Annotated in this window: 21 protein-coding genes and 6 tRNA genes; 23 read left to right on the forward strand and 4 right to left on the reverse strand. The window is 64.2% G+C overall.

Annotated elements, in window-relative coordinates; genetic code table 11:
- The first annotated feature begins 28 nt into the window (after positions 1-28).
- Complete coding sequence (locus CCZ28_RS01275; protein WP_140215251.1) at positions 29-910, forward strand: polyprenyl synthetase family protein; 882 nt, start codon at positions 29-31, stop codon at positions 908-910.
- Positions 911-974: 64 nt separating this feature from the next.
- Positions 975-1,199 (forward strand): hypothetical protein, encoded by a 225-nt coding sequence (locus tag CCZ28_RS01280; protein ID WP_058761015.1) that lies wholly within the window; start codon positions 975-977, stop codon positions 1,197-1,199.
- A gap of 18 nt (positions 1,200-1,217) precedes the next feature.
- Here the strand turns inward: CCZ28_RS01280 and pdeM are convergent, their stop codons facing one another.
- Positions 1,218-1,877 carry a ligase-associated DNA damage response endonuclease PdeM gene (pdeM, locus tag CCZ28_RS01285; protein ID WP_140215253.1) on the reverse strand — a complete coding sequence of 220 codons (660 nt, stop codon included), beginning with the start codon at positions 1,875-1,877 and terminating at the stop codon, positions 1,218-1,220.
- A 160-nt stretch (positions 1,878-2,037) separates the two neighbouring features.
- Here pdeM and CCZ28_RS01290 point away from each other — a divergent pair, with 160 nt between their 5' ends.
- The 8 genes from CCZ28_RS01290 (at position 2,038) to CCZ28_RS01325 (ending at position 10,820) form a co-directional block, all read left to right on the forward strand.
- Positions 2,038-2,796 carry a serine O-acetyltransferase gene (locus CCZ28_RS01290; RefSeq protein ID WP_140215255.1) on the forward strand — a complete coding sequence of 253 codons (759 nt, stop codon included), beginning with the start codon at positions 2,038-2,040 and terminating at the stop codon, positions 2,794-2,796.
- Complete coding sequence (locus tag CCZ28_RS01295) at positions 2,796-3,683, forward strand: VOC family protein (RefSeq protein ID WP_140215257.1); 888 nt, start codon at positions 2,796-2,798, stop codon at positions 3,681-3,683. The genes CCZ28_RS01290 and CCZ28_RS01295 overlap by 1 nt, the downstream gene beginning before the upstream one ends.
- 210 nt (positions 3,684-3,893) lie before the next feature.
- Positions 3,894-4,157, forward strand: coding sequence for a YeaC family protein (locus tag CCZ28_RS01300; RefSeq protein WP_007162881.1), 264 nt, complete (start codon positions 3,894-3,896; stop codon positions 4,155-4,157).
- A gap of 85 nt (positions 4,158-4,242) precedes the next feature.
- Positions 4,243-5,085 carry a DUF2797 domain-containing protein gene (locus CCZ28_RS01305; protein WP_140221255.1) on the forward strand — a complete coding sequence of 281 codons (843 nt, stop codon included), beginning with the start codon at positions 4,243-4,245 and terminating at the stop codon, positions 5,083-5,085.
- 11 nt (positions 5,086-5,096) lie between these two features.
- Positions 5,097-7,736, forward strand: a complete 2,640-nt coding sequence (gene pepN, locus CCZ28_RS01310; protein ID WP_140215258.1) for an aminopeptidase N — start codon at positions 5,097-5,099, stop codon at positions 7,734-7,736.
- Positions 7,737-8,160: 424 nt separating this feature from the next.
- Entirely contained in the window at positions 8,161-8,718 is a 558-nt protein-coding gene (locus tag CCZ28_RS01315; protein ID WP_140215260.1) for a hypothetical protein, read from the forward strand.
- Positions 8,719-9,069: 351 nt separating this feature from the next.
- Positions 9,070-9,972 (forward strand): response regulator, encoded by a 903-nt coding sequence (locus CCZ28_RS01320; RefSeq protein ID WP_140215262.1) that lies wholly within the window; start codon positions 9,070-9,072, stop codon positions 9,970-9,972.
- 5 nt (positions 9,973-9,977) lie between these two features.
- Positions 9,978-10,820, forward strand: coding sequence for a hypothetical protein (locus tag CCZ28_RS01325; RefSeq protein WP_140215264.1), 843 nt, complete (start codon positions 9,978-9,980; stop codon positions 10,818-10,820).
- On the opposite strand, the gene CCZ28_RS01330 is transcribed toward CCZ28_RS01325, so the two are convergent.
- Positions 10,808-11,998 carry a serine hydrolase domain-containing protein gene (locus tag CCZ28_RS01330; protein ID WP_140215266.1) on the reverse strand — a complete coding sequence of 397 codons (1,191 nt, stop codon included), beginning with the start codon at positions 11,996-11,998 and terminating at the stop codon, positions 10,808-10,810. The two genes, CCZ28_RS01325 and CCZ28_RS01330, sit on opposite strands and share 13 nt — an antisense overlap.
- A gap of 54 nt (positions 11,999-12,052) precedes the next feature.
- Here CCZ28_RS01330 and def point away from each other — a divergent pair, with 54 nt between their 5' ends.
- Positions 12,053-12,592, forward strand: coding sequence for a peptide deformylase (gene def / locus CCZ28_RS01335; protein ID WP_140215268.1), 540 nt, complete (start codon positions 12,053-12,055; stop codon positions 12,590-12,592).
- Here the strand turns inward: def and CCZ28_RS01340 are convergent.
- On the reverse strand, positions 12,589-13,218 hold the full coding sequence (locus CCZ28_RS01340) for a DsbA family oxidoreductase (RefSeq protein WP_140215270.1): 630 nt from the start codon (positions 13,216-13,218) through the stop codon (positions 12,589-12,591). The genes def and CCZ28_RS01340 overlap by 4 nt on opposite strands.
- A 288-nt stretch (positions 13,219-13,506) precedes the next feature.
- On the opposite strand from CCZ28_RS01340, the gene CCZ28_RS01345 reads away from it, so the two are divergent.
- Complete coding sequence (locus tag CCZ28_RS01345; RefSeq protein WP_140215271.1) at positions 13,507-14,445, forward strand: bestrophin family protein; 939 nt, start codon at positions 13,507-13,509, stop codon at positions 14,443-14,445.
- Between the two features lie 57 nt (positions 14,446-14,502).
- Here the strand turns inward: CCZ28_RS01345 and cprA are convergent, their stop codons facing one another.
- Positions 14,503-15,663 carry a cationic peptide resistance protein CprA gene (gene cprA / locus CCZ28_RS01350; protein ID WP_205894627.1) on the reverse strand — a complete coding sequence of 387 codons (1,161 nt, stop codon included), beginning with the start codon at positions 15,661-15,663 and terminating at the stop codon, positions 14,503-14,505.
- A 141-nt stretch (positions 15,664-15,804) separates the two neighbouring features.
- On the opposite strand from cprA, the gene CCZ28_RS01355 reads away from it, so the two are divergent.
- The 11 genes from CCZ28_RS01355 to CCZ28_RS01400 all read left to right on the forward strand — a co-directional run bounded on the left by CCZ28_RS01355 (position 15,805) and on the right by CCZ28_RS01400 (position 20,303).
- The gene (locus CCZ28_RS01355; protein WP_140215273.1) at positions 15,805-16,044 is read left to right on the forward strand and encodes a DUF2789 domain-containing protein; all 240 of its coding nucleotides are present in this window, start codon (positions 15,805-15,807) and stop codon (positions 16,042-16,044) included.
- 60 nt (positions 16,045-16,104) lie between these two features.
- Complete coding sequence (locus CCZ28_RS24810) at positions 16,105-16,236, forward strand: hypothetical protein (RefSeq protein ID WP_276613559.1); 132 nt, start codon at positions 16,105-16,107, stop codon at positions 16,234-16,236.
- A 190-nt stretch (positions 16,237-16,426) separates the two neighbouring features.
- Positions 16,427-17,416, forward strand: a complete 990-nt coding sequence (locus tag CCZ28_RS01360) for a DctP family TRAP transporter solute-binding subunit (protein WP_140215275.1) — start codon at positions 16,427-16,429, stop codon at positions 17,414-17,416.
- Positions 17,417-17,489: 73 nt separating this feature from the next.
- Positions 17,490-18,611 carry a beta-ketoacyl-ACP synthase III gene (locus tag CCZ28_RS01365; RefSeq protein ID WP_140215277.1) on the forward strand — a complete coding sequence of 374 codons (1,122 nt, stop codon included), beginning with the start codon at positions 17,490-17,492 and terminating at the stop codon, positions 18,609-18,611.
- 70 nt (positions 18,612-18,681) lie between these two features.
- Complete coding sequence (locus tag CCZ28_RS01370) at positions 18,682-19,560, forward strand: ParB/Srx family N-terminal domain-containing protein (protein WP_140215279.1); 879 nt, start codon at positions 18,682-18,684, stop codon at positions 19,558-19,560.
- A 99-nt stretch (positions 19,561-19,659) separates the two neighbouring features.
- Positions 19,660-19,735: transfer RNA gene (locus CCZ28_RS01375), tRNA-Ala, on the forward strand.
- A gap of 41 nt (positions 19,736-19,776) precedes the next feature.
- Positions 19,777-19,852: transfer RNA gene (locus tag CCZ28_RS01380), tRNA-Glu, on the forward strand.
- A gap of 39 nt (positions 19,853-19,891) precedes the next feature.
- A tRNA-Ala gene (locus tag CCZ28_RS01385) sits at positions 19,892-19,967 on the forward strand.
- A gap of 34 nt (positions 19,968-20,001) precedes the next feature.
- A tRNA-Glu gene (locus tag CCZ28_RS01390) sits at positions 20,002-20,077 on the forward strand.
- A 40-nt stretch (positions 20,078-20,117) separates the two neighbouring features.
- A tRNA-Ala gene (locus CCZ28_RS01395) sits at positions 20,118-20,193 on the forward strand.
- A gap of 34 nt (positions 20,194-20,227) precedes the next feature.
- Positions 20,228-20,303 (forward strand) — tRNA-Glu (locus CCZ28_RS01400).
- The last annotated feature ends 19 nt before the right edge of the window (positions 20,304-20,322 follow it).

A 20,322-nucleotide genomic window follows, 5' to 3' on the forward strand; every position in this document is an offset into this window, starting at 1 on the left:
CGGTCCCTCACCTGGAGTATCTCGACTGATGGCGACCGTATTAGTGCCGAACGCGACAGACAATTTTGCCGCCTCGCTGCAGTGGCAGCGTACCCGTATCGACGAGCGTCTGGCAGAGCTGTTACCGGCCGGCGACGATCCGGTCGCCGCCGCCATTCGCGATGGCGTCCTCGCCCCCGGCAAACGGCTGCGTCCGCTGTTGATGATCCTGGCCGCCGAGGACCTCGGGCAGCCGGATGAGGCCGTCCTGGATCTGGGCTGCGCGGTGGAAATGGTGCATGCGGCGTCGCTGTTCCTCGATGACATGCCCTGCATGGACAACGCCCGCCTGCGCCGCGGCCGTCCCACGCTGCACGTCCAGTACGGCGAGGACATCGCCATGCTAGCCGCGGTGGCGCTGCTCAGCCACGCCCTGCGCCTGGTCGCCGGGCTGGAGGGCGTACCCGCAGAAACCCGTACCCTGATGGTCTGCCAATTGGCCGATGCGGTCGGCACCGCGGGCCTGGTCTGCGGCCAGTATCACGACCTGCACGGCGGTCGCCAGGCACGTCCGGCCGATGCCATCGCCCTGACCAACCAGCTCAAGACCGGCGCGCTGTTCTCCGCCGCCCTGGGCATGGCCGGCGCCACTCTGGTGACCACTGCCCAGCAGCGCGAGGCCTTCCACGTCTTTGCTTGCCAGCTGGGCCTGGCCTTCCAACTGCTCGACGATCTGGACGACGGCAAGGGCCTGGGCAAGGACGCTGGCAAGGACGGCGACAAGTCCACCCTGGTCAGCCTGCTCGGTCGCGAGCATGCCCAGCGCCAATTGCAGAGCCATCTGCGCCAGGCCCATGAGGCCCTGGCCGAGGCCGGTTGCGCCGATGGGGCCCTGGCGGGGGTGCTCGATATCGTCTTTCGTCCGCGCTAGGGCGAATTCCCTGGCATCTCGCCGTCTAACCCCTCGATAGCCTTTTTTCGAGAGGAGCGTTGAGATGTCGAAGTGGAAGATTGCCTACAGCAACACTGATGGCAACACCTCGGTGGTTTCCATCGAAGCCGACCAGAAACCCGACATGGAGCGCGTCGCCCAGATCGTCCGTGACGATGCCCTGGAAGAGTACGACGACAGCGAAGTACCGCGGGACTACGACGAGCCCACCGTAGCCCTGCTGGAACGCCACGGGATCACCATCACCGGGATCACCGAAGAAGGCTAATCCTTGCGGTATCTGGCCCTAGCGCAGGGGCCAGATGCCGCCATCCCCCACCACAAAGATCTTGCGCGCCGGGTCCGGCGCCAACAGGTGCCCACCGGTGAAGTCGCCGAAGGCCGGCAGGATCAGCACCTCTTCGTTCTCCAGGCAGAAGCAGGGCAGGCGCAACGCCTGGCGTCCGCGACCCTGCAGGCGAAACGCCGGATGGATATGCCCGGCCAGTACCGGCAGGCGCGGATGGGGATCGGGCTCGTGTTGCAGCGACAGGCCGTCCAGCTCCAGCGGCTCACCAACCACGTCGATGCCCAGCGCCGCCGGCGGATCGCCAGCGCGTCTATCATGGTTGCCGCGGATCAGCAGCATGCGCAGGCGAGACTGGCGCTCGCGCCAGCGCTCCAGGGTATCCAGCGTCAGGGGCGCGCGGGATTCGGGGGCATGGAGGAAGTCGCCGAGGAAGATGATCTCGCGACAGTCGTAGCGCTCCAGCAAGCCATCCAGGCGCGCGATATTGCCTGCCGTGGTGCCATGGGGCACTGGCTGGCCCAGGGCGCGAAAGGCCGCTGCCTTGCCGAAGTGGATATCCGCCACCAGCAGCGCCTGGCGCGCCGGCCAGTAGATGGCTTTTTCGGCGAGCAGCCAGAGTTCGACATTGGCGAGGGTGAGGGCGTGATGGGCAGGCATGACGGATCCGCTGTTGACTCCATTTCTGATGATGCCAGCCGCTCAGGGTTCAGCTGCGTTGCGTCTGGCGCAACACAGGCGCCGTGATTCCTTATTGGTTGGCCTTTAACGGCACACCATACTTGGGCTAGAACGCCACGGCACTTAGGGAGCGGAGTCTATGACGGCACTGTGGACACGGCTGTACCAGCAGGCACAAGAGCAGGCGGCGCGTACGCCGCGACTGGCCGGCTATCTCGAAACCCGGGTATTGCGCCACGACTGCTTCGCCGCCGCCCTGGCGGATCGCCTGGCCCAGGGGTTGGCGCAACCCGCTGCGGGTGTCGAGCTGCAGGGCTGGTTCGCCGAACTGCTGGATCCGGACATCCTCGCCGCGGCGAGCGCCGATCTCGAGCGCCTGGCACGGATCAATCCCGCCTGCCCGGACGAACTCTGCGGCTTCCTCGAATTCCGCGGCTTCCTCGCCGTCCAGACCCAACGCCTGGCGCACCGACTCTGGCTGGTCGGCGAGCGCCACGCGGCGGTGCTGCTGCAAAACTGGAGCGCCACCGCCTGGGGCCTGGATCTGCATCCGGCAGCCCAATTGGGCAAGGGCCTGTTCGTCGATCACGGCCTGGGCCTGGTGATCGGCGAGACGGCCGTGGTGGAAGACGAGGTGAGCCTCTGGCACGGCGTCACCCTGGGCAGCACCCTCAACGAAAGCGGAGATCGTCATCCGAAGATTCGCCGGGGCGCCCTGATCTGCGCCGGAGCCACGGTGCTGGGCAATATCGAGGTGGGTGCCGGTGCCCTGGTGGCGGCTGGCGCCGTGGTGACCCGACCCGTGCCTCCAGGGCGGGTGGTGGGCGGCGTCCCGGCGCGCGACCTGGGACCTGTCCCCGCGGCGCTGGGTGCGTTGCAAGAAACGGAGGAAATGTAATGGCACTAGCTCAACGACGCTTCGGTATCGATCATCCCCTGGTCAGCGTGCGGGACCATGCCGCTGCTCTGGCCAATTATCAGCGCCTGGGCTTCGCCCCTTCGCCCGTCAGCTACCACCCCTGGGGCACCGTCACCAGCCTGATGATGTTTCCCAGCAACTTCATCGAGCTGATCGGCGTGGCCGATCCCGCCAAGTTCGGCACCGGCGCGGTGGACGGCTTCTGCTTTGGCCGGCGCCTGGGTGAATTCCTCGCGCGAGAGGAGGGCGTGTCCCTGGTGGCGCTGCACAGCACCGATTGCGACGGCGACCATGCCGAGCTGGTCGCCCGTGGCCTCGCCAGCCAGGGCCGCATCGATTTCCGCCGCGCCATGCGCCTGCCCGATGGCAGTCCCGGCGAGGCGGTGGTCTCCCTCGGCCTCTTCCTCGATGACCAGTTGCCGGACGTATCCAACTTCATCTGCCACCAGCACCGCCCGGAACTCATCTGGGTACCCGGCTGGCAGCAGCATCCCAACGGCGCCCTGGGCATCGACGCCCTGGCCTATGTGGCAACCGAGCCCGAGCGCCTCGCCGCCCGCTGGCGGTTGATCTACGGAGAGGATGCGGTCGGCCAGGTCGCCGGACAGGTCCAGGCCGACAGCGGCTGCGGCCTCCTGCGGGCTCTCACGCCGGAGCAGACCGCCGCCGAGTACGGCGCGGTCGGCCTGCCGCAAGCGCGGGCCGAGCGGCCCCATGCCATCGCCATCCGCGTAGCGGTGGCCAGCCTGGCGCGGGTGCGCGAAGTGCTGAGCGCCAGTGGTATCGAAGGCAGGGAACAGAACGGCTGCCTGCAGGTGGCGCCTGAATACTGCGGCAACATGATCCTGGAGTTCGCCGAGCGCTGAGGTCGGTTGCCAATGTGAATGCTCCTGAGGCTACACGTCGTCCTATCGCGGCCATGGGCCGCTCCTACGGAAGCAACTGTAGGAGCGGCCCATGGCCGCGATCCGCTTCGCTACCGCGCTAGTCCACCTATTACCACCATTGAGCCACGCAGGATGCGCCGCCGCCGGTAGCCCGGTAAACTGGTCCTTCCCTAGAGTCCGGAGCGACCCATGTCGACGTCCTTCGCCCAGATGCTGGAAAACATCACCCCCGATATCTACGAGGGCCTCAAGCTGGCCGTGGAAATCGGCAAATGGCCGGATGGCCGCAAGTTGAGCCGCGACCAGGTGGAGCTGTGCCTGCAGGCGGTGATCGCCTACGAGGCCAAACACCTGCCCGAGGACCAGCGGACCGGCTACATGGGTCCGCAGGAGTGCGCCTCCAAGTCGGTGCCCATCGAGAACATCCTGTTCAAGTCCGACGCCATTCACTGATCGTCCGCGCGTTGCCCGACGAGGTGCCCTTCGCTCAGCGAAGAGGCACCTCGCGCATTTTAAAGAATCGAGAAACATCACCGTGATGACCGAACTGGGCCGTGGCGCCCTGCGCAAGATGGCCGTGACCCTGGCCGACCCCGTGAACTACGCCTTCCGTCTCGATGACCGCGAGGTGCCGGTCAATCCGCTGATCGGGCGCCACGTGCGGCTCGAATACCTGGGCGCCATCCATTGCACCCACTGCGGCCGCAAGACCCGCAAGAGCTTCAGCCAGGGCTACTGCTATCCCTGCTTCACCGCCCTGGCCCAGTGCGACAGCTGCATCGTCAGCCCCGAGAAGTGCCACTACGAACACGGCACCTGCCGCGAGCCGGAGTGGGGCGAGGCCCATTGCATGGTGCCCCACGTGGTCTACCTGGCCAACTCCTCGGGCCTCAAGGTGGGCATCACCCGCGCCACCCAGCTGCCCACTCGCTGGATCGACCAGGGCGCCTACCAGGCGCTGCCGATCCTCAGGGTCGCCACCCGCCAGCAGTCCGGCCTGGTGGAAGACCTGCTGCGCAGCCAGGTGGGCGACCGCACCAACTGGCGCTCCATGCTCAAGGGGGTGGCCGCACCGGAGGATCTGGTGGCGGTGCGCGAGCGCATATTCGACGCCTGCGCCCAGGGACTCGACGACCTCCAGGGCCGCTTCGGCCTGCAGGCGATCCAGCCGGTGGTCGACATGGCACCCATCGAGATTCATTATCCGGTCACGGTCTATCCCACCAAGGTGGTCAGCCAGGATCTGGAAAAGACCCCCGTAGTGGAAGGCACGCTCTTGGGCATCAAGGGTCAATACCTGATGTTCGACACCGGCGTGATCAACATTCGCAAGTACACGGCCTACCAACTGGCCGTGTCCGCCTCCGCAGCAGAGATGTAAGGACGTAAGCCATGCGCACCGACCAGCCCCAGACCATCTACCTAAAGGACTACCAGGCGCCCGAGTACCTCATCGAGGAAACTCGGCTGAGATTCGAGCTGCACGATGACCAGACCCTGGTGCACGCCGAATTGCGCTTGCAGCGCAATCCAGCGCGGGGCACTGGCTTGCCGCCCCTGGTGCTGCATGGCGAGGAACTGGAACTGCTGGCGGTGGCCCTCGATGACCAGGCCCTGGCGGCCGGCGACTACCAGGTCGAGGCCGGCAGCCTGACCGTGCACCCGCAGGGCGACGCCTTCGTGCTCAAGACCTCGGTGCGCATCCATCCGGAAAGCAATACCGCCCTCGAAGGGCTGTACGTGTCCGGCAAGATGTTCTGCACCCAGTGCGAGGCCGAGGGCTTCCGCAAGATCACCTACTACCTGGACCGGCCGGACGTGATGAGCGTCTTCACCACCACGGTGGAAGCCGACAAGGCCAAGTACCCGATCCTGCTCTCCAACGGCAACCCGGTGGCCAGCGGCGATGCCGAGGGCGGCCGCCACTGGGCCACCTGGGAAGATCCCTTCCCCAAGCCGGCCTACCTGTTCGCCCTGGTCGCCGGTGACCTCTGGTGCGTGGAAGACAGCTATCGCACCGGCAGCGGCCGCGACGTGGCCCTGCGCATCTACGTCGAACCGGAAAACATCGGCAAGCTGCAACACGCCATGGACAGCCTGAAGAAGTCCATGCGCTGGGACGAGGAGGTCTACGGCCGCGAATACGATCTGGACATCTTCATGATCGTCGCGGTGAACGACTTCAACATGGGCGCCATGGAGAACAAGGGCCTCAACATCTTCAACTCCAGCGCCGTGCTGGCCAGCCCGCGCACCGCCACCGACGCCGCCCACCAGCGCGTCGAGGCCATCGTCGCCCACGAATACTTCCATAACTGGTCGGGTAACCGCGTGACCTGCCGCGACTGGTTCCAGCTGTCGCTCAAGGAAGGCTTCACCGTGTTCCGCGACGCCGGCTTCAGCTCGGACATGAACTCGCCGACGGTCAAGCGTATCGAGGACGTGGCCTTCCTGCGCACCAACCAGTTCGCCGAGGATGCCGGCCCCATGGCTCACCCGGTGCGCCCGGACCACTTCATCGAGATCTCCAACTTCTACACCCTGACGGTGTACGAGAAGGGCGCCGAGGTGGTGCGCATGCTGCACACCCTGCTGGGCCCGGACGGCTTCCGCAAGGGCACCGATCTCTACTTCGAGCGCCATGATGGCCAGGCGGTCACCTGCGACGACTTCGTCAAGGCCCTGGAAGACGCCAACGGCGCCGACTTCAGCCAGTTCAAGCGCTGGTACAGCCAATCCGGCACCCCGCGCCTGGCGGTCAGCGACAGCTATGACGCCGCGGCCAAGACCTATAGCCTGACCTTCCGCCAGAGCTGCCCGCCCACGCCGAGCCAGCCGACCAAGGAACCCTTCGTCATCCCGGTCCAGCTGGGCCTGCTGGATGGCCAGGGGCGCGAGCTGCCGCTGCGCCTGGCAGGCGAGGGCGCGGCCCAGGGCACCGACCGGGTCCTGTCGGTCACCCAGGCCGAGCAGACCTTTACCTTCGTCGACGTGCCCGAGCGGCCGCTGCCCTCGCTGCTGCGCGGCTTCTCCGCACCGGTCAAGCTCAGCTTCCCCTACAGCCGCGAGCAGCTGACCTTCCTCATGCAGCACGACAGCGACGGCTTCAACCGCTGGGATGCCGGTCAGCAACTGGCCGTGCAGGTGCTGCAGGACAGGCTCGCCGGCCAGCCGCTGGATACCCGCCTGGTGGAAGCCCTACGCACCGTCGCCGCGGACGAGTCCCTCGATCCGGCCATGGTTGCCGAGATGCTCTCGCTGCCGGCCGAGGCCTATCTGGTGGAACTGGCCGAACAGGCCGATCCGAGTGCCATCCACGGCGCCCGCCGCCAGGCGCGCCGTGCCATCGCCGAGGCCCTGCGTGACGTGCTCTGGCAGCGCTATCGCCGTGCCCGCGAGGAGTCCCGCGCCACGCCTTACCAGGCCAGCGCCGACCATATCGCCCGCCGCAGCCTGCAGAATGCCGCGCTCGGCTATCTGATGCTGTCGGAAGAACCGGAGGCCCGGGACGCCGCCCTGGAGCAATTCGATAACGCCGACAACATGACCGAGCGCCTGGCCGCCCTGAGCGCCCTGGTCAACTCCGGCTTCGAACAGGAGAAGGCCGACGTCCTGGCGCGCTTCTTCGAAGAGTTCAAGGCCGATCCGCTGGTCATGGACACCTGGCTCAGCGTCCAGGCGTCCAGCCCGCTACCCGGCGGCCTCGCGCGGGTTCAGGCGCTGATGGAAAATCCGGTCTTCACCCTGAAGAACCCCAACAAGGTACGGGCCCTGATCGGCGCCTTCGCCAACGCCAACCTCGTCAACTTCCATGCCGAGGACGGCAGCGGCTATCGCTTCCTGGCCGACCAGATCATCACCCTCAACCGCCTCAATCCGCAGATCGCCTCGCGCCTGCTCACGCCCCTGACGCGCTGGAAGAAGTACACGCCGGAGCGTCAGGCGCTGATGCGGGCCGAGCTGGAGCGCATCCTGGCCAGTGGCGAACTGTCCAGCGATGTCTATGAGGTGGTGAGCAAGAGCCTGGCGTAATACGCCCCGATCGAGCGTTGGTCTGCGGCGAGCCGCAGACCAACGCTTCAGCTGCGCTATCTCCCTCTTGCATTTTCCTGCTGCCTTCTTCGGTACCCATCACCGCCCCGTACGCTAGCGAGCGGCTGTGGCGGGTCGCCCGCAGCCGCTGTCGCGCCGGGTTGACGCCGTCCCGCCCAGCGCCCTCCGCTGAAAAAGCCCTCGTTCACGCTCAGCACAGGCGAATCGTCCCCGCAAATCCGCCGCTTGGCTGCTGGAGATGATCTAAGGTGATGAATTGTATTCAAATCACTTTCTTTCGGGCTGAGCGTCCGGCGTGGATCCTATCCCGCTGAAAGGTGCCGGCCAGCCACTGGGGCAAGGTCTTGAGATTGAGTTCAAGACCCACCAGTCGGCGTTCCCGGTGTAGCGAACGGAGCAGCAGATGGATCATGCACGGCTGATGGATTGGGGATTCTTCCTGATTACCCTGTGCAACATATTGCTGATCGCCCTGGTCGTGTTTCTCCTCTGGCAGCGCTATTTCCCCAGCGACGCCGCGCCCAAGGTCGAACACGATAGCGAAGGCCCGGCCCCTGCCGTCCCGGAGGTAGTTGACAGCGCGCCTGCCGATGTCCAGCAGGAGCCACCACCCAGCCGTCCTGCTGCGAAACGGAACCTCGACCTCTTCGACGAAGGTCCAGAAGAGGTTTACGACGAAAACTATCCCGCCTGGAAGAAGAGCGACGATCCCTATGTCGTGGAGTTGCTGTCGCATCGCGAAGCCTTGGAGCTCAAGGTCGACAATATGGTCGCGAAGCTCGCTCGCGCCCATAAGGTGGTAACCGGGCTGCGTGCCCAGAATCGCGAGCTGCGCGCCTCCGAAGCCCACGCCCAGCGTCTGCAGGAAGAATTGACTCGGACCCAGACCACCCTGAGCCAGATCCGTCAGGAGCGTGATGCCTTGATGGCGGAGGTCCAGCTCGTTCGCAAACCGGACTGAATTGCGCAAGGTCCAAACGGCGCCGTAGTGTAGGCGCCCGGCACGGGAGCATGCTCTGTTCCCGTCGGGGCATTGGCACCCCAGGTGCGTACGTTGGTCCTGGAGGGCTTGATCTCGCGGATCGAAGCGGATAGCAGGTGAAAAGCGTCGAGTTAGAGCTGCTGGGACTGTTCTGTACCGTGTTGGAGCTGCCGTTTTTGCTGATTGAAGATAGAGTTCCGCCAACCGATGACCTGATATCGCCAAAAGGCAGCCTTCTGGCGACTAGTGGCTAAGTGCCGTCGGCTCAAGTTGGCTTCCGTGGCGTATGCTCGCCGCGGGGATAACGGGTTCTCAAAGCAAGGAAGGGTCATGAAGTTCCTCGTGGTAGACGATAGCAAGGCGGTGCAGACCATCATCAAGCGCATCCTCGCGAATACCGGCTACAAGGATGCCGAGCTACGTTTGGCTTCTACGGGAGAAGAAGCCCTGACATTGTTGCAAACCTGGACGCCCAACCTGGTGCTGACTGACTGGCATATGCCTGGCATGACGGGCCTTGAATTGCTCCAGGCGATTCGCCAAAGCTTCGGTACCGATATCCACGTTGGCTTCGTCACTACCGAATCCTCGGCGCGCCATGTCGAGGAGGCTTATCGCAATGGTGCTTCTTTCGTCGTCACCAAGCCCTTCGCCCAGGAAACCCTGCAGCAGGCGGTGCTCACGGTGCTGCAGGACGGCGCCAGTGCCGAGAAGGCCATCGAATCTTCGGGACGGGAAAGCCTGTCGGTACCGGTACGCTTCAATCCCGATCCGCAGGTCATCAACAAGCTCCTGGGGCTGTCGTCGATCGTCTGTCATATCGAGCCCATGGCGCCCATTCCCGTGGACCGCCTCAGCTTGCCTTACCTGATCGGTATCTACAGTCATCCGCAGAGCAAGGCGTTGGAAGCGGTGTGTCTGCTGGATCTCAATGCGGCCTGTATCCTGGGTGGATCGCTCGCCGGATTTTCGCCTGCGGTCATTCATTCCGCTATCGCCAGTGCCACCTTGAGTCGGGAGATCTATGAAAATGCCGCGGCCTTCCTGGCTGATCTCAGTGGGATGATTTCCGCAGGCAAGGGCGGCACGCCGCTGGTACTCAGTACCAGCCATCTGGTCCAGAAGCCCTTCGAGAAGCTCTACAGTCTCTGGCGACAGAACAACGGGCGCGCCGATTTCAGCCTGTCCTTCCCGGGACTGGGTGACGGCTTCATTGCCTTGCTGTTGAGCTAAACGCCATGGCCGACTCGCGCTTCGTCGAGTGGGGTTTTCTGCTGGTTACCGCGTCCAACGTCCTGCTGATCGCGTTGGTCTTGAGTTTGCTCTGGCAGCGGCTTTTTCCACGTGCTGCCCAGGTTGTGGTCGCGGAGGCCAGTGAGGCCAACACAGTGCCCGCGTCCGATGCGCCGGCCCAGGTAGCCGCAGGATTGATCGAGAATGTCCAACGACAGAATGTCGGGCCCTTGGGACAGGCCATGACGGATAGTCTCGATCTGGTCGGCCGTCTCGACGAGGTCGATGGCGCCGCCTATCCCGACTGGAAGAAGACCAACCAACCGCATATCGACGACCTGCTCTCCAATCGCCAAGAGTTCGAATTCAAGTTGGAAGATCTCAAGGCCAAATTGGATCGAGCGCACAAGCTGGTGACCAACCTGCATAGCCAGAATCGCGAGATGCGGGGTGCCGAAACTCAGCTGCACCGCATGACCCTGAAGCACGACCGCCTGCAGGATCAACTGGCCGAGACGCGCCGCGAGCGCGATGGACTCAAAGCGACCGTGGAGCAGCTCGGTATCGAGTTGGCACAGTTGCGGCGGCGGCACGAGGTTCCGGCGGCGGTAGCGGCGCCCGCGGTGGACGAGGAGGTCAAGCACGAGCTGGAAACCCTGCGCGAAAGCCTGGAAGAAGAGCGCGCCAAGCTGTCGCGTACCCTGGTGGAAAAGCAGTTCATCGAGCAGGTGTACATCGATACCGATGCCGTCACCGACGACTACCAGGCCTTGCAGCGCGAACACGCCGCGCTGCGGGAGCAAGTGCAGCTCCTGCAGGCCCGGTTGGAGGCGGGTCAGTCGGCGTAGACGGCATCACGTATGGCGTCGGGGAAGGGGCCGGCCATACCGGCGATGGCCGTATTGGTCAGGATCACCACGCTCAGCTCGCGGGCGGGATCGATGAACCAGGCGTTGCCGTAGACGCCACCCCACCGCAAGGTGCCTGGCGTCTGCGGAGTCTTCGCCAGCTGCGCATCGCGCAGCACGGCGGCGCCGAGGCTGAAGCCCCAACCCGGCGCATCGTCGCGTTGCAGCCCGGGGATCTGGTCTTCCACGAACAGCCGCTGGCTGGCCGGCGACAGCAGCAGGCCCTGCCGCACGCCCTCCAGAAAAATCAGATAGTCCCCCGCGCTGCCTTGCATGCCGCCGCCACCGGAAGGAAAGGCGTCCGCCGAGAAGGCCCGTGCCGGCGAATAGAGGATGCCACCCGTCGGCATGGGCAGCAGATAGGGTTCGCTCATGGGCTCGGGACGGGGATGGCCGTCGCGATAGGCGGTGGCGAGACGCCCGGGATCGGTCACCTGGAAAAAAAGGTCGTGCAACCCGAGCGGCGCTGCCACCTCGCGGCTCACTACCTCGGGCAGCGGCAGGCCGGTAGCCGCCTGCAGGACGCCGCCCAGCACATCCAGCCCGAGGGAATAGCGCCAGGCACTGCCCGGTGGGAAGTCCAGCGGGACCCCGGCCAGGCGGCGCAGATTTTCATCCAGGGTCAGGGTAGCGCCGTCGAGTCCGTCGGACACCCCGGCGCGATGGTAGGGGCCGTCCGCCTCTTCGCTGAAGCCGTAATGCAGACCGGAGGTGTGGCTCAGCAATTGCGCCAAGGTCGGCACTGCCGGAGTGCCATCGGCCAGTCGCGTGGTGAAGTAGGGCAGGTAACGGCTGACCGGGGCGTGCAGGTCCAGACGGCCCTGATCGGCGAGCCGCAACGCGGTGACGGCCACCAGGGGTTTGGTCAGGGAGGCGAAGCGGAACAACTGGTCCTCTCGCATCGTGCGTCCCGCTTCCCGATCGGCGAAACCCGCCGCTCGGTGATACACCAGTCGTCCCTGGCGAGCGACCATGACCACGGTACCGACGATGCGTTGTTGGGCGATGGCGCGCTCCAGGATCGGGTCCAGGCGGGCGGCCAGTTCGGTGTCCTCGGCCTGGGCGAGGGGGGCGCCCAGGCCGAGGCCGAGCGCACTGGCGAGCAGTAGGGAAGACATCTGGTTTAAGCTCCTTGCCGATACCGGCAGACCAGCCAAAGGAGGAATCCTCGCATGATTCGCGACATTTTGAAGATGGGTGATCCACGCCTGCTGCGCGTAGCGCCGCCGGTTGCGGCCGAACGCCTGGGCTCGCCTGAGCTGCAGGCGCTGATCCAGGACATGTTCGAGACCATGGCCGCCGCCTCTGGCGTGGGCCTCGCCGCGCCGCAGATCGGCGAAGACCTGCAGCTCATGGTGTTCGGCTTCGAGCGCAATGCGCGCTATCCGCACGCGGCACCCGTGCCTCTGCAAGTCCTGATCAATCCGCGCATCGAGGTGCTGGACGCCACCGAGGAGCTGGGCTGGGAGGGTTGCCTGTCCATTCCCGGGCTACGCGGCGAGGTGCCCCGCGCGCGGCGCATCCGTTACCTGGGTGTGGATGGTGAGGGGCGACCGGTGGACCAGGAGGCCGAAGGCTTCCATGCGCGGGTGGTGCTGCACGAATACGATCACCTGATCGGTCGTCTCTATCCGTCGCGCATCCAGGATTTCGCCCGCTTCGGCTTCAGCGAGGTGCTGTTTCCCGAGTTGGAGCCCAAGGCGCAGCGCTAGGCTTCGAGTTGGGCCCTTACCGCTGCTGCCAACTGGGCGAAGGGTACGGCGCCGTCCAGGGCCTCGGCCGCTTCGATGGGCGCCGCCGCGGGTCGCAGCAACAGGGTCGGTACCGCGGTGATACCCAGGGCTTCGGCGCGATCCTCGGCATGCAGGACCAGGTCGGTGTAGTCGCCGCGGCTCAGGCTGGCTTCCAATGCCTGGGCGTCGAGTCCGCTGCGCCGGGCCAGCTCGCTGAGTACGGCCAGGTCGCCGATGTCGCGGCCATCCTCGAAGAATGCCTGGAACACCGCCAGGTGGAAGGGCTCGAAGCGGTCATGCTCACGCGCGAATTCCGCCGCCTCCAAGGCCAGCCGGCTGCGCGGTTGCACCGGCGGCAGTCGTAGCGTCATGCCGAATTCCGCCGCCAGCGGATAGACGGCCCGGTCCCAGGTGCGCCGCAGATAGTCACCCGCCGGATCGAGGGTGGGGGTTGGGTCCGGCCGCAATTCGAAGGCGTGCCACTCGATCGCCAGGCGGTCGCCGAACTCCTTTTGCAGTCGTGCCAATTGGGGCAGTGCCAGGTAGCAGAAGGGGCAGACGTAATCGCTCCAGACATCCAGACGAACGCGCGGGGAGGCGGTCATGGCAGTGCTCCGGAAGGGCATGGTGACCGTCGGACCACCATTGGCCGCGGACGTTCGCTTAAAGCGCCGATAACCGGTGGCCCTTGGTTGCCGGACTAGCGGTGTTACAGCTGGTGTTGGACCGCGTTTCCAGCGCTCGTCAGCCAAGGCTTCACATCTGGAAACCAAAGTGTCCGCCGCCTTGCCAGAAATGCGCGGCGAGCCTCGTTCCAGGGGCCTGCGCTGAACCTGCGTCGACCTCGGGGTTCGTATGCCAGCACCTTCTTTCTGGCGATAAGGGCTGACACCGTGGGTTTCATCGAACGCAAACTGACCTTCCTTCGGCAAACCTTTTCCTACGTCGGCTGGTCGGTCTTCTGGCTGTTGTTGTGGGACATCGCCGTGACGGTCGACTACATGATCTTCGTCGACCACCGGGCCCAGTTGCCCAGTATTCCGCTCACCTTGATCGGCTCGGCGCTCATCGTGCTGACCAGCTTTCGCAACACCAGCGCCTATCAGCGCTGGTGGGAAGCGCGGACCCTCTGGGGCGGCATGGTCAACAGCTCGCGTAGCTTCGGTCGCCAGGTATTGACGCTGATCGACGATGGCGATGAGCGTTTCAACGCCATCAAGACGGTACTCATCGAGCGCCATCTGGCCTACGTACGCTGCCTGGCCTGCCAGCTCAGCGGCGATTCCCTGCCCAAGGAAGTGAGGAACTACCTGGGCAAGGAAGAATGGGCCATGCGCAAGGAAACCAACAACTTCGCCAATGCCATCCTGAGTGGTTCGGCCAACCTTATCGCCATGGAATACCGTGCACGACGGCTGGACAGCATTCGCCTGGAGCGCCTGGAAGCCACCTTCGTCGACATGTCGAACTGGCAGGGCGGGATGGAACGGATCGCCAATACGCCCTTGCCCTATCCCTACGTCAATTTTCCCCGGCTGTTCATCTTCTTGTTCTGTGTGCTGATGCCCATCGGCCTGGTCGAGAGCCTGGAGTGGTATACCCCGCTGGCCTCCACCGTGGTGGGCTTCATGTTCCTGGCGCTGGAAAAGGTCGGCACCGATCTGCAGAGTCCCTTCCAGCGCAGCCGGCACCAGATCACCATGGGTACCATCTGCAATACCATCGAAGGCAACTTGCGCACCATGCTGCGTGATGCCCGCGGTGGCTACGCCTCGGTCAGCGAGATACTCGAGGATTCGCGACTGACGTCCCCGGAGAAGGATTCCGTCTGATGGGCAGGTAGCCGTTCGGCGGTCGGCTGCAAAGACGACCACCGAACGTTCTCAACGCTACTTGAAGTCCCACTGCATCTGCATGGGGATGCTGATGTCACGCGAGGAATGCACGCAGACATCCAGATAGTCGGTGAAGCGCGGCGGAGCGGAGATACCTTCTTCCAGCAGGCGCTGGTTGTCGAACAGGTAGTTCAGGTCGGCGAAGCCGCCATAGAGCTTCAGCGCGCGCAGCACCAGGCGGGGGTTGGCCGGGCCGATGCGTTCGTTGAAATCAGCCGCCAGCTCCTTGAGATCGGCACTGTCCACCTGGCGATAACGCTCGCCTACCGGGGCGTCACCCATGGCACCGGCATAGGCCTGGTCGATTTCGCCGAAGGTACAGGCGCCGGCATGGCCCGCGGAGATGTGGTACAGGCTGTAGTTGAGCGAGGGCTTGAGTGCCAGCTCCACCAGCGCCTCAGCACAGTAGTCCACCGGGATCACGTCGATCTGCTCGTCCAGCCCGCACGTGAAGCGCTCCAGGGCGAAGCCCATGCGGAACACCCAGAAGATACTGCCCGACGCCTTGCAGCCGGAGCGGCGATGCCCTACCACGATGGACGGACGCGCGACCACCAGTGGCAGCTGCGGCAGCTCGTTGCGCAACTTCAGCTCGATGGCTGCCTTGGAGGCGGTGTAGTCCACCAGTTGCTCTTCCGGCTCCGGGAAATCCCAGGTCTCGGCGACCGGCGACTCACGCTGCGGACCGCAGGCCATGGCCGTGCTGACGTGCAGGAAGCGTTTCAGGCGCTTGGACTGGGCGCAGGCCTGGGCCAGGGCGAAGGTGCCGTCGACATTGACCGGCCAGATCTTCGGATTGCGCGAGAAGGAAGCCACGGCCGCGCAGTTGATGACCTCGTCCAGCGCCGTCAATTGCGGTAGCGCTGCCTCGATCCACTGGGTATCCAGCAGGTCGCCACAAAGGATCTGCTCGGGCGTCAGCCGTTCAGCCACGCGTTCATCGATATCGTGTACACGCAGGTTCTGCAGCAAACGCTCCAGCCCTTCCGCCTGGCTGGCGGCGCGGACCAGGAATCTCAGCCCCTCGACGTGTCCCAGCTCCATCAGACGCAAGGTCACAGCCCCGCCGAGAAAGCCGGTGGCCCCCGTGACGAGAATGCGGCGTGGGGCGGGGGAAAAGTGGATCGAGGAATTGGACGAAGCGGAAAGCGGCATGGCGATGGCCCTGGTTGGGTGGAACGTGGCTGTAACCTTAAGGCGCAACGCTGAAGGATCCCTTAAGACAAGGGAACCCGGTGCGCCCAGTACCTTTCTAGATGAATACCTTTACCGTTAGGCATTCGCCTGGAGACCGTCATGGAACTGCCCGTTCACGACCTGACCACCCTTTTCGAGCAACTGGGACTGGATTCGGACCCTGCCAGCATCGACGCCTTCATCGCCCGTCACTCGCCATTGCCCGACGAGGTGAAGGTCTCCGAGGCCGAATTCTGGTCTTCCGCGCAGAAAGCCTTTCTCAAGGACGAAATCATGGAAGACGCCGATTGGGCACCGATTGTCGACGAGCTGAACGTCCGCCTGCATAAGCGGGACTAACGATAGGGCCGGAGTGATCCGGCGCCCCTATTTGGCTACCGTTATACCCGGAGAACTGCCATGAATGCCGTCTACGCCCAGCAACAGCCCCAGGATCCGCCCGTCGCCGACGATGAGGACGAAGTAAGCGAAGATCAGCTCGACGAATCCATCGAAGAAACCTTTCCCGCCAGCGACCCCATCTCGCCCTGATGACTTTTTGGCGCCGTTTCAACGGCGCTTCCTTTACCCTTGATCCTGTTTTCCTGCGCATTCGTCGTCCGGACCGTCTGGTCCGACAAGCCCCTTTCCATCCGACTGCTAAGGTATCTGCGTCGCAATCGCACCGCGATCCGAGGTCGCCACGGGCGACTCGATGGACAGTTCATTCGCAGGGATTCCAATGACCAAGACCCTTCTCGCCACGCTGGCAGCCGTGCTGCTCGCTATCTTCGCGCCCTTCGTGCTGGCCGATCCCATTGTCATCAAGTTCGCCCATGTGGTGACGGACGACACCCCTAAGGGCCGTGGCGCGCTGCTGTTCCAGAAGTTGGTCGAGGAGCGTCTGGCAGGCAAGGTCAAGGTAGAGGTGTATCCGAACTCCTCTCTGGTGGGGGATGCGAACGAACTGGAGGCGTTGCGAACAGGGAAGGTGCAGATGCTGGCGCCCTCCGTGTCCAAGCTGAATGCCCTGTCCAAGCCCTTGCAGGTCTATGATCTGCCCTATCTGTTCGATAGCCTCGAAGCAGTGAAGCGTTTCCAGCACCGCGACAAGAGTCGCGAACTGCTGGGCAGCCTGGTGACCCACGGCTTCACCGGTCTGGCCTACTGGAACAATGGCGGACGCCAGCTCTCCGCTACGCGGGACATCCGTAGTCCCGCGGATCTCAAGGGGCTTACCGTTCGCGTTGAATCGTCCGATGTCTTGGCCGCCTACTATCAACTGCTGGATGCCCAGCCGGTGAAGATGCCGTTCGCCCAGGTTTACGAGGCCCTGCGGACGGGTAAGGTGCAGGGGGCGGAGAATCCCTGGTCCAACCTGCTGGGGCAGAAGATCAATACCGTGCAGCCCTATATCGTCGAGGACAACCACAGCTTCCTGACCTATATGCTCATCACCAACACCAGCTTCTGGAACAGTCTGCCCTTCGAACTCCGTAGCGAGCTGGAGGCCATTCTCGACGAGGTTACGCAAGTGGTGAACCGCGATGCCGAAGCCATCAATGCCAAGGCCCGCGAGCGGGTGGTGGCGGCCAATACCAGCAAGATCCTGGTGCAGACTCCGGCAGAGCGCGAGGCCTGGCGTGCGGCCGTGGCGCCCTTGATCAAGAGGTACGAGAGCGAGGTGGGCAGCGATGTCCTGCGTGCTGCCGAGGCCGCCAATCGCCGCTGAGATTGCGCGGGCGCCGCTCCCGGATTTGCGGCAAACTGGCACGGCTTGAATCCTGACAACAAGAGGAATAGCCGTGCAGCACGCGGTCATCAGCGGTAGCGGGCTCTATACGCCGCCCGAGAGCATTTCCAACGACGAACTGGTTGCATCCTTCAACCAGTGGGCCAGCCAGTGGAATGCTGAGCATGCCGAAGCCATCGCCCAGGGCACCCTGGCGCCCCAGCCGGAGTCCAGCGCCGCCTTCATCGAGAAGGCCTCGGGCATCCGTAGCCGCCATGTGGTCGACAAGGCCGGCATCCTCGATCCGGCGCGCATGGTGCCGCGCATTCCCGAGCGCTCCAACGACGAGCCTTCGATCCTCTGCGAGATGGGCGTCGCCGCGGCGCGCGAAGCCCTGAAACGCGCCGGGCGCACCGCCGCCGACATCGATGGTGTCATCGTCGCCTGCTCGAACCTGCAACGTCCCTATCCGGCAGTGGCCATCGAAGTCCAGGCCGCGCTGGGCATCCAGGGCTATGGGTTCGACATGAACGTCGCCTGCTCCTCGGCCACCTTCGGCCTGCAGACCGCCGCCAATGCCGTGCAGCTCGGCCAGGCCCGGGCGGTGCTGGTGATAGATCCGGAAATCTGCACCGGTCATTTGAATTTCCGCGATCGCGACAGCCATTTCATCTTCGGCGATGCCGCCACTGCCCTGGTGGTGGAGCGCGCCGACCAGGCGACCTCGGCGCACCGCTTCGAGATCCTCGGTACCCGGCTGTTCACCCAGTTCTCCAACAACATCCGCAACAACTTCGGCTTCCTCAACCGGGCGGCGGAGGAGGGCATGAGCCATCCGGACAAGCTGTTCGTCCAGGAAGGTCGCAAGGTGTTCAAGGAAGTCTGCCCGCTGGTGGCCGAACTGATCGCGGATCACCTCACCGAACTCGATATCCCGGTCGAGCGAGTCTCGCGCTTCTGGCTGCACCAGGCCAACCTGGCGATGAACCACCTCATCGTCAAGCGTCTACTGGGGCGTGAACCCAAGCCCAACGAGGCTCCGGTGATCCTGGATACCTATGGCAACACCAGCTCCGCCGGCTCGGTCATCGCGCTGCACCTGCACCACGAAGACCTGGCCAGCGGCAGTCTGGGTGTACTCAGCTCCTTCGGTGCGGGTTATTCCATCGGTAGCGTGGTATTGCGCAAGGTCTGATCGACGGCAGGAGTCTTCCCGAGTCGACCGTTGTCCGACTTGGGAAGGCAATTCAGACAGGGGAGGCCATGTGCAGCCAGGACGCCTGCTTCGGGTACAGCTGCGAGAGCTGCGCCCCACCCAGCCCGCTATCGGCCACGACCAGGTGCTGTACAAGCTCGGCAAGTACGCCAGCGACCGGCGCAAGCTGTTCGATGACTATTGCGAGGCCAATGGTCAACACCTGAGCAAGGGATTCCAGCCGAGCACCACGCTGCGTTCGGCGGGGGACGGCCTGGGCGTTCGGCCGCCCGGCAGTTGCCCGGACGAAATGAAGACCGTCGTCATAGGGCCGGGACAGCAACTCTATCTCACCGATGGTCACCACACCTTTTCCGCCTTCTGGGAGCACCCCGGCGGTGGGCCCGAAACCTTCGTCTGGGTACGGGTGACCGACGATTTCAGTGCGTCCGCCAGCATGGCGGAGTTCTGGATTCGCTTGCTCGACGAGCGCAAGGCTTGGCTCAAGGATCCCCAGGGGCGACCGATCCTGCCCGAGCAATTGCCGGAGTGCCTGGGGCTCGCCGCGATGGCGAACGATCCCTATCGCGCTCTGGTGTATTTCACCCGGCAGATCGGCTATGACAAGCCGCGTACGGCGGATGGCCGGGTACTGCCGTCCGAGTTCCTCGAGTTCTACTGGGCCGAGTGGCTGCGCATGCTGCTGCCCTTGCAGAATTACGATCTGAACGATCGCAAGAGCTACGCCAAGGCCGTGGAACAGGCGGCCAAGCTGATGGTGGCCAATCCCAACATGCTGATCGGCAGTTCCGGACGCACCGCACTGGAGATGGGCGCCTATCGGTCGCTGGACAAGAAGGTCCTGCGCAAGCTCGCGGCGAGCGATGGCAAGTTTGCCTATCTGCTGGCAGCTCGTGCCCAGCGCACGGCACTGTCCCGGGCGATTTGAGCGGAGCGGGGCATAAGTGTCTGTTACTAGCAGCTTTTTTGCTTTTTGGTGTTGACAGTGAGGACGAGGCCTCTTAACATGCGCCCCGTCCTGACCGACGGGGCTATAGCTCAGCTGGGAGAGCGCTTGCATGGCATGCAAGAGGTCGACGGTTCGATCCCGTCTAGCTCCACCAAATTTCGGTTTCGCCTGCGGGGGAAATCGGTAGAAGGTTTCGTCCCCTTCGTCTAGTGGCCTAGGACACCGCCCTTTCACGGCGGTAACAGGGGTTCGAGTCCCCTAGGGGACGCCATATCAGTCACGTATCCCAGGCGTGGCGAACGTTGTACGCGGGGCTATAGCTCAGCTGGGAGAGCGCTTGCATGGCATGCAAGAGGTCGACGGTTCGATCCCGTCTAGCTCCACCAAATTCGCGGTCCGCAAGGATCGCACCAGGGTAACGTCCCCTTCGTCTAGTGGCCTAGGACACCGCCCTTTCACGGCGGTAACAGGGGTTCGAGTCCCCTAGGGGACGCCATATCAGTCACGCATCCCAGGCGTGGCACGACGCTGTACTTGGGGCTATAGCTCAGCTGGGAGAGCGCTTGCATGGCATGCAAGAGGTCGACGGTTCGATCCCGTCTAGCTCCACCAAATTCGTGATCCGCAAGGGTCGCACCCGGGTAACGTCCCCTTCGTCTAGTGGCCTAGGACACCGCCCTTTCACGGCGGTAACAGGGGTTCGAGTCCCCTAGGGGACGCCATATCGAAGAAAACCGCCTC

It is taken from the genome of Pseudomonas oryzihabitans, assembly GCF_006384975.1.
Lineage (GTDB): Bacteria > Pseudomonadota > Gammaproteobacteria > Pseudomonadales > Pseudomonadaceae > Chryseomonas > Chryseomonas psychrotolerans_B.